14 protein-coding genes are annotated in these 15,610 nt (G+C 69.1%); 3 read left to right on the top strand and 11 right to left on the bottom strand.

Annotated elements, in window-relative coordinates; genetic code table 11:
* Nucleotides 1–5 precede the first annotated feature (5 nt).
* From FFI97_RS14855 to FFI97_RS14835, 5 genes are all read right to left on the bottom strand, one after another.
* Nucleotides 6–1,505, bottom strand: a complete 1,500-nt coding sequence (locus FFI97_RS14855) for a carotenoid oxygenase family protein (protein ID WP_139702748.1) — start codon at nt 1,503–1,505, stop codon at nt 6–8.
* Nucleotides 1,506–1,517: 12 nt separating this feature from the next.
* Nucleotides 1,518–1,955 (bottom strand): DUF2141 domain-containing protein, encoded by a 438-nt coding sequence (locus tag FFI97_RS14850; protein ID WP_139702747.1) that lies wholly within the window; start codon nt 1,953–1,955, stop codon nt 1,518–1,520.
* A gap of 145 nt (nt 1,956–2,100) precedes the next feature.
* Nucleotides 2,101–3,210 (bottom strand): AI-2E family transporter, encoded by a 1,110-nt coding sequence (locus FFI97_RS14845; RefSeq protein WP_139702746.1) that lies wholly within the window; start codon nt 3,208–3,210, stop codon nt 2,101–2,103.
* A 161-nt stretch (nt 3,211–3,371) separates the two neighbouring features.
* A complete protein-coding gene (locus FFI97_RS14840) occupies nt 3,372–4,079 on the bottom strand; it encodes a GntR family transcriptional regulator (protein ID WP_062472095.1) in 708 nt (235 codons plus the stop codon).
* 5 nt (nt 4,080–4,084) lie between these two features.
* Nucleotides 4,085–5,416 carry a C4-dicarboxylate transporter DctA gene (locus tag FFI97_RS14835; protein WP_062472092.1) on the bottom strand — a complete coding sequence of 444 codons (1,332 nt, stop codon included), beginning with the start codon at nt 5,414–5,416 and terminating at the stop codon, nt 4,085–4,087.
* A gap of 236 nt (nt 5,417–5,652) precedes the next feature.
* Between FFI97_RS14835 and FFI97_RS14830 the strand changes: the two genes are divergently transcribed.
* Nucleotides 5,653–6,300, top strand: a complete 648-nt coding sequence (locus FFI97_RS14830) for a nucleoside/nucleotide kinase family protein (RefSeq protein ID WP_139702745.1) — start codon at nt 5,653–5,655, stop codon at nt 6,298–6,300.
* Between the two features lie 12 nt (nt 6,301–6,312).
* Here the strand turns inward: FFI97_RS14830 and FFI97_RS14825 are convergent, their stop codons facing one another.
* The 5 genes from FFI97_RS14825 to FFI97_RS14805 form a co-directional block, all read right to left on the bottom strand.
* Nucleotides 6,313–7,215 (bottom strand): helix-turn-helix domain-containing protein, encoded by a 903-nt coding sequence (locus tag FFI97_RS14825; protein WP_070061640.1) that lies wholly within the window; start codon nt 7,213–7,215, stop codon nt 6,313–6,315.
* Nucleotides 7,216–7,256: 41 nt separating this feature from the next.
* Nucleotides 7,257–8,561: an ABC transporter substrate-binding protein gene (locus FFI97_RS14820; protein WP_139702744.1), complete on the bottom strand. Its 1,305-nt coding sequence runs from the start codon at nt 8,559–8,561 to the stop codon at nt 7,257–7,259.
* Between the two features lie 211 nt (nt 8,562–8,772).
* A complete protein-coding gene (locus FFI97_RS14815) occupies nt 8,773–9,972 on the bottom strand; it encodes a dihydrolipoamide acetyltransferase family protein (RefSeq protein ID WP_139702743.1) in 1,200 nt (399 codons plus the stop codon).
* Nucleotides 9,973–10,986, bottom strand: coding sequence for an alpha-ketoacid dehydrogenase subunit beta (locus FFI97_RS14810; RefSeq protein ID WP_139702742.1), 1,014 nt, complete (start codon nt 10,984–10,986; stop codon nt 9,973–9,975).
* A 5-nt stretch (nt 10,987–10,991) separates the two neighbouring features.
* Nucleotides 10,992–12,233 carry a 3-methyl-2-oxobutanoate dehydrogenase (2-methylpropanoyl-transferring) subunit alpha gene (locus FFI97_RS14805; RefSeq protein WP_139702741.1) on the bottom strand — a complete coding sequence of 414 codons (1,242 nt, stop codon included), beginning with the start codon at nt 12,231–12,233 and terminating at the stop codon, nt 10,992–10,994.
* A 184-nt stretch (nt 12,234–12,417) separates the two neighbouring features.
* Here FFI97_RS14805 and FFI97_RS14800 point away from each other — a divergent pair, with 184 nt between their 5' ends.
* Nucleotides 12,418–13,392, top strand: coding sequence for a hypothetical protein (locus tag FFI97_RS14800; RefSeq protein WP_139702740.1), 975 nt, complete (start codon nt 12,418–12,420; stop codon nt 13,390–13,392).
* Here the strand turns inward: FFI97_RS14800 and FFI97_RS14795 are convergent.
* Nucleotides 13,361–13,975: a DUF308 domain-containing protein gene (locus FFI97_RS14795; RefSeq protein ID WP_139702739.1), complete on the bottom strand. Its 615-nt coding sequence runs from the start codon at nt 13,973–13,975 to the stop codon at nt 13,361–13,363. The two genes, FFI97_RS14800 and FFI97_RS14795, sit on opposite strands and share 32 nt — an antisense overlap.
* Before the next feature lie 150 nt (nt 13,976–14,125).
* On the opposite strand from FFI97_RS14795, the gene FFI97_RS14790 reads away from it, so the two are divergent.
* A complete protein-coding gene (locus tag FFI97_RS14790; RefSeq protein WP_139702738.1) occupies nt 14,126–15,595 on the top strand; it encodes an HD domain-containing phosphohydrolase in 1,470 nt (489 codons plus the stop codon).
* Nucleotides 15,596–15,610: the final 15 nt, after the last annotated feature.

Below are 15,610 nucleotides of genomic sequence, written 5' to 3'. Positions count from 1 at the left end.
GGCGTTCAGGCCTTCACGAAGGCGCCGTGCAACCCCAGCGGCAGCGCGTAGGGCAGCGTCGCCTGCGCCACCGGCCCGGCGGCCAGGTGGTCGGCGGCGAAGCACGACAGCACCGTGCGCTGCCGCCCGAAGTCCAGCGCGGTGCCCAGCACCCAGCCGGCCTTGGCGCCGTCGGGCACGAAGACGTGCTCTTCCACGATGGCCTGCGCGCCGTAGCTGAAGCGCTGGCTGCGCCCGCTCTCGATGTCGGTGCGCGCGACGGCGCCGAAGCCGGGCACGTCGGCGCGCGTCTGCGTGGCGTGCACCACCTGGCGGTGGCGCAGGCCGACGCGGCGCGGGTCGATGCGCGGGAACTCGGCCTCCAACGGCAGTTCCCGCTGCGTGGCCTTGCCCATTCCCAGGTCGAGCGTGGCGACGGTCAGGCGCGGTTCGTTGCGGCGCACGCGGCGCGCGCGCATCACCTCGCGGTTGCTGGTGAACACCGATTCGGCGTTCTGCGTGCGCACGTAGTCGATGTGGATGCGCGCACCGCGCGGCGTGTCTTCTTCCCACGCATTGCCGACGTGGAACAGGAAGCCGGCGGGCAGCTCGAGCAGCTGGCGCTTGTCGCAGTCCTGCTTGTCGACCACCAGCGCGCGCATGCCGAGTTCAGGCCGCCAGACGTGGGCATCGAGAAAGCTCGCGCCGGCCTCCTTGCGCTTGCTGTCGTACACCAGCGGCGGCATGAGGAACACCAGGTGCCGCGCGGTCACGGCGAAGTCGTGGACCATCGGCAGCTCGGGCACCGGCACCACGGCCGCGCGGCGCAGCGCGCCGCCGGGCGCGATCTCGTACAGCGCCAGCAGGCTCTGGCCCGAGCTCACGCCGAAGTTCCACACGGTGCCGTCCGGGTCGACCTTGGGGTGGGCCGAGAAGGGCATGCCCGCGAGGTCGGCGCGCCAGGTCTTCACGCCCAGCGTGTCGAGCGTGCGCGCGTCGATGCGCGTGGCCGAGCCGCCTTCCCACAGCGCCAGCACCTCGCCCTGCATCGGCAGCACGCTGGTGTTGGCGACGTTGATGGCGTCGGCCGAGGTGGGCGGCTCCACGCCCGGCGGCATGGTGCCGAAGGCTTCGGTGAGGTGGCGGCCGGCCTTCACTTCGGCCACGCGCTTGGGCGTGGCGACGTAGCGGCCCTGGTGGCGCACGTCGGCGCCTTCGATGACGAAGCGATGCACCATGCCGTCGCCGTCGAACCAGTGGTGGTAGCGCTCGCCGCCCAGGTCGTGGCCGGCCGGGCCGATGCGAAACAGCGTGCCGGCGACGGCGTCGGGAAAACGCCCGCGCACGGTGGCGCGGGTCAGGGGCAGGTCGCCCGGGGGCGTGGCGAAGCCGATCTTCCAGGGGGCGTCGGCGGCTTCGAACTGGGCTTGCCAGTTGTCGGTGGTGCCGGCGGCACGCGCCAGCGGGCTGAACAGGGGCAGGGCGCCGGCTGTGGCCAGCAGGCGCAGGAGTTCGCGTCGTTCCATGGCCGTGTCTCCTCAGCGCAGGTGGATGACGGCTTGGGCGTCGGCGTCGATGCGCAGCGCCGCGGCCTCGAAGTCGGGCGCGCCGCGGTTGCCCTTGGCGTCGTTCGAGAAGCCGTAGCGTTCGATCGGCATGCCCACCAGGTTGGTGTCGAGCTTGCCGTTGCCGTTCTCGTCGGCGAACACGCGCAGCGCATAGCGGCCCGGCGCCAGGTCGGTGAAGACGAAGCGGGCCTTGCCTTCGCGCAGGGGCGCGGTCTGCGAGGCGAGGGCCTTGCTCTCGGCGTAGCTGGCGGCGTCGTTGTACAGCGCGACGTAGAGCGTGGCGCCGGCGGCCGTGCCGTCGGCGATGCGCAGGTTCAGGTCGGCGGCCAGGGCGCCGAGCGGGGCGAGCGCGGCAGCGGCGATCAGGCCGCGCGCGGCGGGGCGGGAGAGGAAAGCGGGAAGGTGCATGGCAGGCCTCGTGGTGGGTGGAGGGCCCGACGATCCCGCAGTCGCCGGGCGGTGCCCAGCGTCATGCGACGGAATGCGCGAATGCGCGCGCGAAATGCGCGCAGAGGGAGTGAACGCCGGGGCCCGGGAAGGGCCGCGACCGGTGTCAGGCCTTGTCCTGCCCGTTCTTCGGGGCTTCTGCGGCGTCTTCGGTCGCGTGCCCCGTGCCCACATGGCCCGAGTCCGCAAAGAGGCTCCAGGCCGCCATGAACAGCGCCGCGATCACCGGTCCGATCACGAAGCCGTTGATGCCGAAGATCGCCATGCCGCCGATGGTGGACATCAGCACGATGTAGTCGGGCATCTGCGTGTCCTTGCCCACCAGCACGGGGCGCAGGATGTTGTCGACCAGGCCGATCACGAACACGCCGATGAAGATCAGCACGCCGCCCTGCCAGAAGTGACCGGTGGCCAGGTAGTAGATGGCCACGGGGCCCCAGATCAGTGCCGCGCCCACGGCCGGCAGCAGCGACAGGAAGGCCATCAGCACCGCCCACAGCAGCGCGCCCTGCACGCCCAGGAACCAGAAGGCCAGCCCGCCGATGGTGCCCTGCGCAATGGCCACGGCCACGTTGCCCTTCACGGTGGCGCGGATCACGGTGGTGAACTTGTTCAGCAGGTAGTGCGTGTGCGGCTTGGCCAGCGGCAGCGCGTCGCGCATGGTCTTGGACAGCGAGGTGCCGTCGCGCACCAGGAAGTACAGCAGGTACAGCATCACGAAGAAGCTCACCACGAAGTCGAAGGTGTTCTGCCCGATGGCCAACGCCTGGCTGGCGATGAGCTGGCTGGCCTGGCCCGCGATGGCCGAGACGCGCGCCTGCCAGGCGGCCATGTCGCCCAGGTTGAAACGCTCCACGATGTTCAGCAGCCACTGCGGCGTGGCGTCCAGGATCTGCTGGAAGTAGGCCGCGAAGTTGATCTGGCCCGAGCGGATGCTCTGCGTGATCAGCGCCACCTCCTGCACCAGCGACACGCCCACCATCGCCAGCGGCAGGATCACGATGAACAGGCAGATCGCCAGCGTGGACAGCGCGGCCACGTTGCGCCGGCCGGGCATCTTCTTGAGCAGCCACTTGAACAGCGGCGTGAACAGGATCGCCAGCGCCACCCCCCAGAGCACCGCGCCGAAGAACGGCATCAGCACCCACAGAAAGGCGACGGTGACAGCAGCAAGCAGGGCGAGGAAGACGCCGCGCTGGAGTTGGGGAGAGTTCATAAGTGTCTCGGACTGTAGCCGAGCCGGAACCCGCCGCCGTGTCAGCCGGCGCGCCCTTGTGCGGCGCAACAGGGTTGCCAATGAAAAACGCCGCAGGCGAAGGGCCGGCGGCGGGTGTCAGCTATGTAATCGATAGCTGATCGTGGCACAAATGCACAGCTTCAACGCCTGGCCGCGCGCGGCAGCGCCACCGGCGCCAGCGTGGCGCGCAGCCGGCTCGGCGCATCGGGCTCGGCGGTGGCGTCGACCTCCAGCGCGCGTTCGACATTGCCGATGTGGTCGAGCATGAGCTGGCGCGCCTGCTCGATGTTGCCGGCCTCGAGCGCCGCGACGATCGCGCCGTGCTCCGCGCATGACTGCCCGGCCTCGTGCTTCGATTGGTAGAGCGTGGCCGCCAGCGTGGTGCGCGCCGTGAGGTCGCGCAGCACGTCGACCAATAACTGGTGGCCCATCTGCTCGGCCAGGCAGACATGGAAGTCGGCCAGCAGGAAGGCGCGCGTGGCGGCGTCGGCGCCTTCGATGGCGCGCTGCTCGTCGGCGATGTGGTCGCGCAGCTTGCGGATCACCTGGCCCAGCGGGCGGCCCTCGCTGGCCGCGAGGATGCCGGCCTCGACGATGCGGCGCGCCGAGAAGGCGTCGCGCGCCTCCTCGGCCGAGGGCTCCACCACGTACCAGCCGCGGCGCGACTGCACCTCGACGAAACCGCGTGCCTGCAGCTGCATCAGCGCCTCGCGCACCATCGTGCGGCTGACCGAGAAGTTCTCGGCCAGCGCCTGCTCGCCGAGCCGGTCGCCGGGCGCGAGCTTCTGCGCGAGGATGGCCTCGACGACGCGTTCGGCGATGGCGGTGGGGCTGACGTCGGCGGGCATTTTTTTCAGTGGGCGGTGGAAGCGGCGGTGCCGGTGTTTACCACGGGCGCCTCGGCCAGCGGCTCGTCGTCGGGTGAATAGGTGCCGTCGAGCACGGCATGGGCACGTTCGCGGTCGATGTCGCCTTCCCACGCGGCGATCGCGACGGTGGCCACGCAGTTGCCGATCAGGTTGCCCAGCGCGCGGGCGATGCCCATGAACCAGTCGACCGACAGCACCAGCACCAGGCCGATGGCAGGAATCGCCGGAATCGCATGCAGCGTGGCGGCCAGCACCACGATCGCCGAGCCCGGCACGCCGTGCGCGCCCTTGGAGGTGACCAGCGCAATCGCCAGGATGGTCAGCAGGTCGGCCATCGAGATCGGCGTGTTGGTGGCCTGCGCGATGAACACCGCCGCCAGCGTGATGTAGATCGAGAACGCGTCGAGGTTGAACGAATAGCCCGTGGGAATCACCAGGCCCACCGTCGAGTCGCGGATGCCCATGCGGCGCAGCTTGGCCATGATCTGCGGCAGCACGCTGTCCGACGAGGTGGTGGCGAACACGATGGCCAGCTCTTCGCGCAGGTAGCGCAGCAGCTTCCAGAGGCTGAAGCCCGACATGCGCATCACCAGCCCCAGCACCACGAACACGAAGACCAGCACCGCGCCATAGAAGAGGGCGACCAGCATGCCCAGCTGCTTGAGCGAGCCGATGCCGTACTTGCCGACCGTGAAGGCAATGGCGCCCAGCACGCCCAGCGGCGCCAGCTTGATGATGATGCCCATGATCTTGAACAGCACCAGCGAGAGCGCGTCGACCACCGCCGCCACCGGCGCGCCGCGATCGCCCAGCAGCGACAGCGCGCAGCCGAACAGCACCGCGAACAGCAGCACCTGCAGCACGTCGCCCGTGGCGAAGGCGGCCACCACCGTGGTGGGAATGAGCTTCATCAGGAACTCGACCGTGCCGCCGCTGGTGAGCTTGTCGGCGTTGGAGGCGTAGGCGCTCATGGCGCTGGCGTCCAGCGCCTTGGGGTCGACGTTCATGCCCACGCCCGGCTCGAACACGAAGGCCAGCACCAGGCCCATCGCCAGCGCGATGGTGGTCAGCACCTCGAAGTAGATCAGCGCCTTCACGCCGACCCGGCCCACGCGCTTGAGGTCGCCCGCGCCGGCGATGCCGTGCACCACCACGCAGAACACCAGCACGGGAATGATCATCTTGATCAGCTTGATGAAGCCGTCACCCAGCGGCTTGAGCTTGGCGGCGAACTCGGGGGCAAAGAGGCCGACGAGCACGCCGATCACCAGTGCGATGACCACCTGTCCGAAGAGCGATTTGGCAAAGCGAGGCATGGAAATCTCCTGTCGTTGTCGTGTCGAGGTTTTGCATGCAAGGATCGCTTTTTCTTGCATACAAGAAATGTAGGCAAGAAGATTGCAGGGGGTTCAGAGGGTATTCCCGGGGCGTTCCGGCTGCCTGCGGGGGGCTCGGGCGTGAACCTCCCGGCTTTGAAGCGCCGTGCGCCATGTGCAAAGAACGAAGGCGCCATCGGCAAACTCCGGGGCGGCGCGGGCGATACGCTGCAGCCATGAACGCCATGCCGCAGCCCTTCTTTCTTCCTTCAGATTCAGTCACACGCCTGCATGCCCTGATGGCTGGCGGCCAGCGCAAGCTGCTGGGGCTGGTCGGTGCGCCCGGCGCAGGCAAGTCCACGCACGCGATGGCGTTGCGCCAGGCGGCTGGCGCCGGCTGCGCGCAGGTCGTGCCGATGGACGGCTTTCACCTCGCCAACGTCGAATTGCAACGGCTCGGCCGTGCCGACCGAAAGGGCGCGCCCGATACCTTCGACAGCGCCGGCTACGTCGCCCTGCTGCAGCGGCTGCGCAATCAGCGCCCCGACGGCGACATCGTCTACGCCCCCGAGTTCCGCCGCGAGATCGAGGAGCCGATCGCCGGTGCCATTGCGGTGCTGCCGTCGACGCCCCTCGTCATCACCGAAGGCAACTACCTCCTGCACGACGCCGGCCCCTGGGCGGGGGCGGCGGCGATGCTCGACGAAGTCTGGTACGTGGACATCGACGACGCGGTGCGCGAGGAACGCCTGGTCGCGCGCCATCGGCAGTTCGGCCGCAATGCCGAAGCCGCGCGCGACTGGGTGGCCAGCACCGATGCACCGAACGCGCGCCTGATCGCGGCAACGAAGGCACGCGCTCACCACGTGTTCACATGGCCTTGAGGCCCTCCGCCCTCAGCGAGGGTCCGCAAACGCCTTGCGAAACGCGGAAGGCGTCATTCCCTTCACCGCAAGGAAGCGGCGGTTGAAGTTGGCGACGTTGTTGAACCCGACGTCCTGACAGATCGCGGCGATCGGATCGCGCGCATGCGCCAGCAGCTGGCACGCCCTGGACACGCGCAGCTGGATCAGGAAGTCCGTGAACGTGTTGCCCGTGCGCCGATGAAAGAGGCGCGAGAAGTGGCTCTTGCTCATGCCGAAATGCCGAGCCACCCGCGGCATCGAGAGGTCTTCGGCATAGCGGTCGTTCATGAAGCCGATGATCGCGTCGATCTGCGCCATCGAGCTTGCGTCCTCTGCCGCATCGGTCCAGGGGTTGGAGAGCAGCCGGTAATCCTTCCACTCACCGAGCACGCAGAGGAACTCGAGGAAGACCGAGAACCTCGATATGCCCTGGCTGGCGCGGATGCGGCCGAAGTAGTCGCCGGCGAGCGCCGACATGTCGAAGAATTCGATGCCGCGTGCAGACCGGTCCAGAAGGGGCAGCACGTCCTTGAGTTCCGAGATCGATTCGGACGCCCGGTCCAGCGGCCCCCGGTCGAAGACGATGCAGTGATCGCGCAGTGCCACGCCGCCGGCGGGTGCGTTCGTCGAGATCCAGTTGTGAGGAAGCCTCGGGCCTGTGATCACGAGGTTGCCCGGCTCGAAGGTGCCGATGTAGTCCCCCACGAACATTTTTCCGCAGGTGGACACGACCAGGTGGATCTCGTAGTCGTCGTGGTAGTGCCACCGGATGAGCGGCGAGGGCGTGCCGTGGCTCACGCAGCGCACGAGCCTGTCGAGATCGGACGAGGGGCTGTAGCCGAGCTCTGCGTTGCGGCACAGCGGATCTTCCCTGGACGGGTGAGACTTTTCCATGCGCTTTCCGATCGCCCGTTGCGTTGGCTTGAAAGCGCCGGCTACTTGTAGTAGCCGGCCTTCTTCATCTCTCGCTCGGCGATGCTCTGCGAGGTCTTCAGCGCCTGGTCGACCGTGACCTTGCCCGACAGCGCCGCGCTCATCTGCTGCCCCACGCCGGTGCCGATGGCCTGGAACTCGGGAATGGCCGCGTACTGCACGCCGACGTACGGCGACTTGGGCAGCGTGCTGTCGCTGAGGTTGGCGCTGTCGATGGCCTTCTTCTCGGCGGCGGCGAACTTGGCGACCTTCTGGAACTCGGGGTTCGCGTAGGTCGACTTGCGCGTGCCGGTGGGCACGGAGGCCCAGCCGTTCTCCTTGGCCACGAGGGTGACGTACTCCTTGGAGGTCGCCCACTTCACGAAGGTCTGTGCGGCAGCGCCCTTGGTCGAGCTGGCGGGAATGGCGAGGTTCCAGGTCCACAGCCAGTTGGCGCCCTTGGGCGTCACGGCGACGGGTGCCTGCGCGAAGGCCACCTTGTCGGCCACTTTCGACTGCTTCGGGTCGCTGATGAACGAGGCCGCGATGGTCGCGTCCACCCACATGCCGCACTTGCCTTCGTTGAACAGCGCCAGGTTCTCGTTGAAGCTGTTGGCCGAGGCGCCCGGCGGGCCGTAGGCCTTCATGAGGTCGACGTAGAAGCCGATCGCGTCCTTCCAGGGCTTGGTGTCGATCTGCGGCTTCCACTGCATGTCGAACCACTGGCCGCCATGCGTGTTCACGAGGGTGGTGATCGGGCCCATGTTGTCGCCCCAGCCCGGCTTGCCGCGCAGGCACATGCCGTACAGGCCGCCCTTGGGGTCATGGATCTTGCCGGCCAGCTCCTTCACCTGCGCCCAGGTGGGCTGCTCGGGCATCTTGAAGCCGACCTTGTCGGCCAGGTCCTTGCGGTACATGAGCATCGAGCTCTCGCCGTAGAAGGGCGCCGCGTACAGCTTGCCTTCGTGCGACAGGCCGGCGCGGATGGCGGGCAGCAGGTCGTCGGCGTCGTAGGCGGCATCGGTGGCGACGGGCTGCAGCCAGCCCTTCTTCGACCAGATCGGCGCCTCGTACAGGCCAATGGTCATCACGTCGAACTGGCCGCCCTTGGTGGCGATGTCGGTGGTCACGCGCTGGCGCAGCGTGCCTTCCTCGAGCGTGACCCACTTGAGCTTGATGTCGGGGTTCGCCTTTTCGAAGAAGGGCGTGAGCTTCTGCATCTCGATCATGTGGCCGTTGTTGACGGTCGCGATGACCAGTTCGGTGGCCGAGACGGAAAAAGCGAACGCCGAGCCGGCCAAGCCTGCAAGCAGTTTCGTATAGGTCATGAGGTGTCTCCCATCGGGTTTGAAATCGGCGATTCCGATCTCCCCCAAGGATCGCGAGGATGGTCCGATTCCTGTAACGCGTCGACTTGCCGGAATTGATACTTCGGTGCTTTTTGGTCTAGCGATTTTCCCTAGCCGGCCGGGGGGGCGATGAGGCCGGTGCACTGCGCAGACGCCGGTTCATGCCGCATGCCGTGCACATGGCCGACAGCTACTCGATGAAAAGCAGCGCCGGACACTCGAGCGACGCCCGCACGGCCTGCACGAATTCGGCCGCCAGCTGGCCGTCGACCACGCGGTGGTCGAAGGAGGAGGACAGGTTCATCATGCGGCGCGCGACCACCGCGCCGCCCAGCATCACCGGGCGCTGCACGATGCGGTTGACGCCGACGATCGCCACCTCGGGCGCGTTGATGATCGGCGTGGAGGCGATGCCGCCCAGCGCGCCCAGGCTGGTGACGGTGAGGGTCGAGCCGCTCAGCTCGTCGCGCGTGGCCCGGCCCGCGCGCGCGGCGTCGGCCAGCCGGGCGATCTCGGTCGCGCTCGACCAGAGGTCGCGTGCCTCCGCATGGCGCAGCACCGGCACCATGAGGCCGGCCGCCGTCTGGGTCGCGATGCCGACGTGCACCGCGCCGTGACGCGTGAGCACGCCCGCCTCGTCGTCGAAGCGGGCGTTGATCTGCGGAAAGCGCGGCACCGCCAGCACCACCGCGCGCACCAGCAGCGGCAGCAGCGTCAGGTGCGCCCGCTCGCCGCCCCAGCGTTCGTTGATGCGGGCGCGCAGCAGCTCCAGCTCGGTCACGTCGACCTCCTCGACGTAGGTGAAGTGCGGGATGCGGCGCATCGCGTCCTGCATGCGCTGCGCGATGCGGCGGCGCACGCCGGTCACGGGCACGGCCTCCTCGTCGTGGCGCTCGGCGTAGTGCGCGGCATCCGGCGCCGGCGGACCGGGCCGGCGCAGCAGCCAGGCGTCGAGGTCCTCGTGCAGGATGCGGCCGTCCGCGCTGCTGCCCGGCACCTGCTGCAGATCGATGCCGAGGACCGCCGCCCGATGGCGCACCGCGGGCGCGGCGAGCGGCTTGCCGCCTGAGGGGCGTGCGCGTTCGACTGGTGCCGGTGCAGGCGCCGCCGCCGATACAACCGGCGCCTCCTCCCGTGCCTCACCGCCGCCGGCCACGTCGATCCGGATCAGCTCCGCGCCCACCGCGATCTGCTGCCCCACCTCGCCGCCGAGCGCGACCACCTTGCCCGCGACCGGCGAGGGAATCTCAACGGTGGCCTTGTCGGTCATCACGTCGGCCAGCACCTGGTCTTCAGCCACCGTGTCGCCGGGCTGCACGCGCCACGCCACCAGCTCCACCTCGGCAATGCCTTCGCCCAGGTCCGGCACCTTGATCGTGAGCGTGCCCATTCAGTTCTCCATGGCGCGGCGCAAGGCCGCGCCGACGCGCGCCGGGCCCGGGAAGTAGGCCCACTCCTGCGCATGCGGGTAGGGCGTGTCCCAGCCGGCCACGCGCCCGATCGGCGCTTCCAGGTGGTGGAAGCAATGCTCCTGCACCAGCGCCGTCAGCTCGGCGCCGAAGCCGCTGGTGCGCGTGGCCTCGTGCACGATCACGCAGCGGCCGGTCTTCTTCACCGAGGCGACCAGCGTCTGCAGGTCCAGCGGCCACAGGCTGCGCAGGTCGATGATCTCGGCGTCGATGCCGGTCTCGCGCGCGGCCGCTTCGCAGACGAAGACCATGGTGCCGTAGCTGATCACCGTCAGGTCGGTGCCGGGGCGGAACACCGTGGCCGACTCCAGCGGCACCGTGTAGTAGCCCTCGGGCACCTCGCCCAGCGGATGGGCCGACCAGGGCACCAGCGGCCGGTCGTGGTGGCCGTCGAAGGGGCCGTTGTACAGCCGCTTGGGCTCCAGGAAGATGACCGGGTCGTCGTTCTCGATCGAGGCGATCAGGAGGCCCTTGGCATCGCGCGGGTTGGAGGGCATCACCGTGCGCAGCCCGCACACGTGCGTGAACAGCGCCTCCGGGCTCTGGCTGTGCGTCTGGCCGCCGTAGATGCCGCCGCCACAGGGCATGCGGATGGTGATCGGCGCGGTGAAGTCGCCCGCCGAGCGGTAGCGCAGGCGCGCCGCCTCGGACACGATCTGGTCGTAGGCCGGATAGACGTAGTCGGCGAACTGCACCTCCACCACCGGGCGCAGGCCGTAGGCGCCCATGCCGATGGCCGAGCCGACGATGCCGCCCTCGTTGATCGGCGCATCGAACACGCGCGAGCGGCCGTACTTGGCCTGCAGGCCTTCGGTGCAGCGGAACACGCCGCCGAAGTAGCCCACGTCCTGGCCGTAGACGATCACGTTGTCGTCGCGCTCGAGCATCACGTCCATGGCAGAGCGCAGGGCCTGGATCATCGTCATCGAGGCCATGGCCGTCACCCCTCGGACGCCAGCTGTTCGCGCTGGCGCTTCAGGTGTTCGGGCATGTCCTTGTAGACGTCCTCGAACAGGGCGGCGTCGCCGGCGACGTGGCCGTCGGCCATGGAGCCGAAGCGCTCGGCCTCCTTCACCGCGGTGTTCACCTGCGCCTGCATGTCGGCCTGCGTCTGCGCGTGCTCCTGCTGCGACCAGGCGCCGATCGCCGTCAGGTGCTGCGCCAGGCGCGCGATCGGATCGCCCAGCGGGAAATGCGCCCAGTCGTCGGCCGGGCGGTAGCGCGACGGGTCGTCCGAGGTCGAATGCGCGCCGGCGCGGTAGGTGACCCACTCGATCAGCGTCGGCCCCAGGTTGCTGCGGGCGCGCTCGGCCGCCCAGCGCGAGGCCGCCAGCACCGCGAGGAAGTCGTTGCCGTCGACGCGCAGCGAGGCGATGCCGCAGCCCACGCCGCGTGCCGCGAAGGTGGTGGCCTCGCCGCCGGCGATGGCCTGGAAGGTGGAGATCGCCCACTGGTTGTTGACCACGTTGAGGATCACCGGCGCGCGGTAGACATGCGCGAAGGTCAGCGCCGTGTGGAAGTCGGACTCGGCGGTGGCGCCGTCGCCGATCCAGCCCGAGGCGATGCGCGTGTCGCCCTTGATCGCCGAGGCCATGCCCCAGCCCACCGCCTGGATGAACTGCGTGGCCAGGTTGCCCGAGATCGAGAAGAAGCCGGCCCGCTTCATCGAATAGCACACCGGCAGCTGCCGCCCCTTGAGCGGGTCGCGCTCGTTGGACATCAGCTCGCAGGTCAGCTCCAGCAGCGTCACGTCGTCGCGCGCCAGCAGCAGGCCCTGCTGGCGGTAGGTGGGAAAGCACATGTCGCCCTGCTGCAGCACCAGCGCGTGGCCGGTGGCGATGGCCTCTTCGCCCAGGCACTGCATGTAGAAGGAGATCTTCTTCTGCCGCTGCGCGATCAGCATGCGGGCGTCGAAGGCGCGTGTCTTCATCATCGCGCGCAGGCCGCGGCGCAGCAGATCGGGGTCGGCCGGCGGCGCCCACGGGCCGACGGCGCGGCCGTCGTCGTCGAGCACGCGCACCAGCGTGTAGGCCAGGTCGCTGGTGTCGGCCGGCGATGCGTCGACCGGGGGTTTTCGCACCTCGCCGGCACGCGACAGGTGCAGGTAGGAGAAATCGGTCTCGTGCCCCGGCCGCCCGGTGGGCTCCGGTACATGCAGACGAAGAGATGTGCCTTGGCTCATCGCGTTGTCTCCGCGCTCGATGGCATCGCGCGCCACCACAGCCTAGCGAATTTCGGGCGCGGGCGCAGCCGGTCAATCGCGTAATTCGTTTGTCTCCCGAGACGCATGGGCCTCCCATGGATGGGGGAGGCGACGTTTCGAGGCGGCTCCTAGCATCCGCGCACCCACAACGAGGAGCCTCCCGATGAAGATCGCCTTTACTTCCTGCTTCAGCGCCCAGACCTTCAAGGAACAACCGGTCTGGACCCAGGTGGGCGCGTCCGGCGCCACGCACCTGGTGCTGCTGGGCGACTCGGCCTACTACGACGCGGACGGCTCCAGCATGGGCGCCATCAAGGCCATGGGCGCGAACGACTTCGCGATCCACGCCTTCGGCCGGCTGCGCGACCAGCTGAACCAGAAGGAGTTCGCCAAGCTCGTGCGCAAGACCGACCTGCAGATCCATCCGATCTGGGACGACCACGACTTCCTGTGGAATGGCGCCTGCGGTGCGCAGATCGAGGGACAGCCTTCCTACCGGCACCTGCTGGACCCGACCCGCGCGGCGTTCCAGGAATATCGCAAGGCGCTGGATTCACACGATCCGAAGACTTTTCCCAAGGCCGGCGATCCCTGGGCCTCGGGCGTTCCCGAACCCGGCTACCGGCCCCTCATGCTGAGCAATGTCGGCGACGCGGATGGCCCGGTGATGCTGCACCTCACCGACGGCCGCAGCTACAAGACCAAGGGCGGCGAGGACGCCGTGCTCGGCAAGAAGCAGATGAACAAGCTGAAGAAGGCCATCGAAGACTCGGACGAGAGGACCGTGCACCTGATCGCCAGCGGCCTCACCTTCGAAGCCCGCCACGGCGAGACCTGGATGGACTGCGCGGCCGAGCACGCCGCGATCCTCAAGCTCGCGGAGAAGCGCCGCATCCTCATCCTCAGCGGCGACGTGCACGAGAACCGCTTCGCCGTGCCGTGGCCGGCAGACCCCTGGAGCCTGTTCGAAGCCACGTCCTCCGGCGCCGCGCTGCGCACGGCCGTCACCGTCGGCGCGCTGCAATGCAACTGGGGGCTGGTCGACATCACGAAGGACCAGGTGAACATCGAGCTGTCGCAGCTGAACATGGACACGCGCCGCCGCGTCATCGACCGCAAGAAGTGGAAGATGCTGTAGGCGTGGCGGCGAGCGGGTTCACGGGCCGCTCCTGCGGCTTGCGAAGCAGGATCACGAGGCCGGAGATCAGGAAGTACACGGCGCCCACCGTCGCATGGCCTGCGAGTGTCTGCAGGACCGGGGCATCGGTGCCTTGCCGTGCGACGAAGAGGCCGCCGGCCAGCGCAGACTGCGCGCCGCTCAGCATCATCACCCACTGCCCCCGATGGCTCTTTCGGCGGCGAACGGCCGTCGCCAGCTGCAGAAGGCCCGACACGATGGCCCAGACGCCGAAGATGGCCAGGCCGATCTGGAGCCCGAGCACCAGCGAGGCCGCAACGGCCACGGTGACCAGCGCGCTGATCCAGGTGTTCAGCATCTGGCTGGGGTTGGCCCGGGGGCCGCCCGTCATCCGGGCGTCCACTAGGTTCGCCAGCGCGTCCCACGCCGGATAGACGACCAGCAGGATCGTCGTCAGCACCGGCGACTGCCTGGCGACGCTGAAGGCCAGCGCGACCCACACGAAGGAAAAGGCCGCGCGGGTGAAGTAGAGCTTGCGCAGCCAGGCGGCCGGCTGCAGAGGGGGTTGGATGATGTCGGGCATGGAAGGGGGTGGGTAGGAGGAGGGGGGGCGCCTCGCACGAGGCGGGTGCAACGATTCTTCTGCGTTCCCCCGGACCACGGTATCGGTCGAATGACCGACACGCGCCGAACCGGCGGCTGTGCGATGCTGTGCGCTCGCCCCCGCGATCCCATGCCCGAAGACACCACCCTCACCGCTTTCGACGCGGCCCGCGCGCTCGCCTTCATCGGCGACCTGAGCATGGGCCAGCCCATCGACCATTCGCTGCGCACTGCCTGGCTGGCCGGCATGATCGCGACACAGGCCGGCTGCCACGCGGCGCAGGTCGAGGTCGCGCAACACGTGGCGCTGCTGCGCTGGTCGGGCTGCACGGCGAACGCGCAGGAGTTCGCGGACTTCCTGGAAGACGACGTGCTGGGTCGGCGAGCCCTTCTGGCCTCCGCGCAACCGCGCCTGCGCCAGCCCCACCAGGCGTCCATCCCCGGGGCCGTCGTGGCGATGGCCCAGATCCATTGCGAGATTGCCGGCGACATCGCGAACATGCTCGGCCTGGGGCCCGAGGCCGAAGCCGCACTGCGCGCCGTCTTCGAGGCCTTCGACGGCAGCGGCGTCCCGGGCCTGCTGCAGGGCGAGGACGTGCCACTGGCGACCTACGTCGTGTCCCTGGCGAGCGATCTGGAAATCTTCAGCCGCCTCTACGGGCTCGACGAAGCCCTCACGCTCGCGCGGGGGCGCGCCGACAGCCTTTACCCCGGCTTCCTGGTCGACGCCTGCGCACCGCACGCTGCAGCATGGATGACGCGGCTGGATGCGTCGCCCGCGCCGTGGACCGATGCTGCCGATCCGCCGGTGTCGATGCGCCGGCGCGTCGGGCTGGAACTCGTCGGCGACGTGAGCGATCTCAAGCTGCCGTGGATGACGGGCTACTCGCGGCGCGTGGCCCGCCTGGCGCGCGATTGCGGCGCCCAGTTGGGCCTGAGCGAAGCGATGTGCCATCGCATCCACCGGGCCGGCCTGATCCACGGCATCGGGCGGGCCGCGGTGCCCAACGCCATCTGGAATGCGCCCGAGCCGCTGCCGGCCGCGTCGATAGAGCGCCTGCGGCTCGTGCCGTACTGGACGTCCCGCGCGGCGGGGCAGATCGACGGCCTTGCGGCAGAAGCAGAGATCGCCTCGTTCGCCTTCGAGCGGCGCGATGGCTCCGGCTACTTTCGTGGCCGCTCCGGCGCGTCGATGCCGCTCGAAGGGCAGGTCGTCGCGGCGGCCGAGCAGTGGGTGTCGCACCGCACCCGCCGCCCGTGGCGACCCGAACTGACCGATGCCCAGGCGCGCGATCGCATGCAGGCGGACGCCGAGGCCGGCCGCTTCGATGCAGAGGTCATCAGTGCACTGCTCGCCTGCGCGCTCTCGGGCACGCCTGCGAAGCCCGTGGTGCCCGCGCAGGACGACGCGTCGCTGTCCCAGCGCGAGCTGGACGTCCTGCGCTGCATCAGCCAGGGCGACAACACGAAGCAGGTCGCGCGTGCGCTGGGCATCAGTGCGAGCACGGTGCGCACGCACGTCGAACGCGTGTTCCGCAAGCTCGGTTGCTCGACCCGCGCGGCCGCCACGCTGAAGGCCTCTGCCAGAGGCTTGCTGTAGCGGGCCGCGCCGGCC

Origin of the sequence: Variovorax sp. KBS0712 (assembly GCF_006323185.2) — a bacterium.
Taxonomy (GTDB): Bacteria; Pseudomonadota; Gammaproteobacteria; order Burkholderiales; family Burkholderiaceae_C; genus Variovorax; species Variovorax boronicumulans.
The sequence above is the reverse complement of the archived record's forward strand: the minus strand, read 5'-3'. Positions and strand labels throughout refer to the sequence as shown.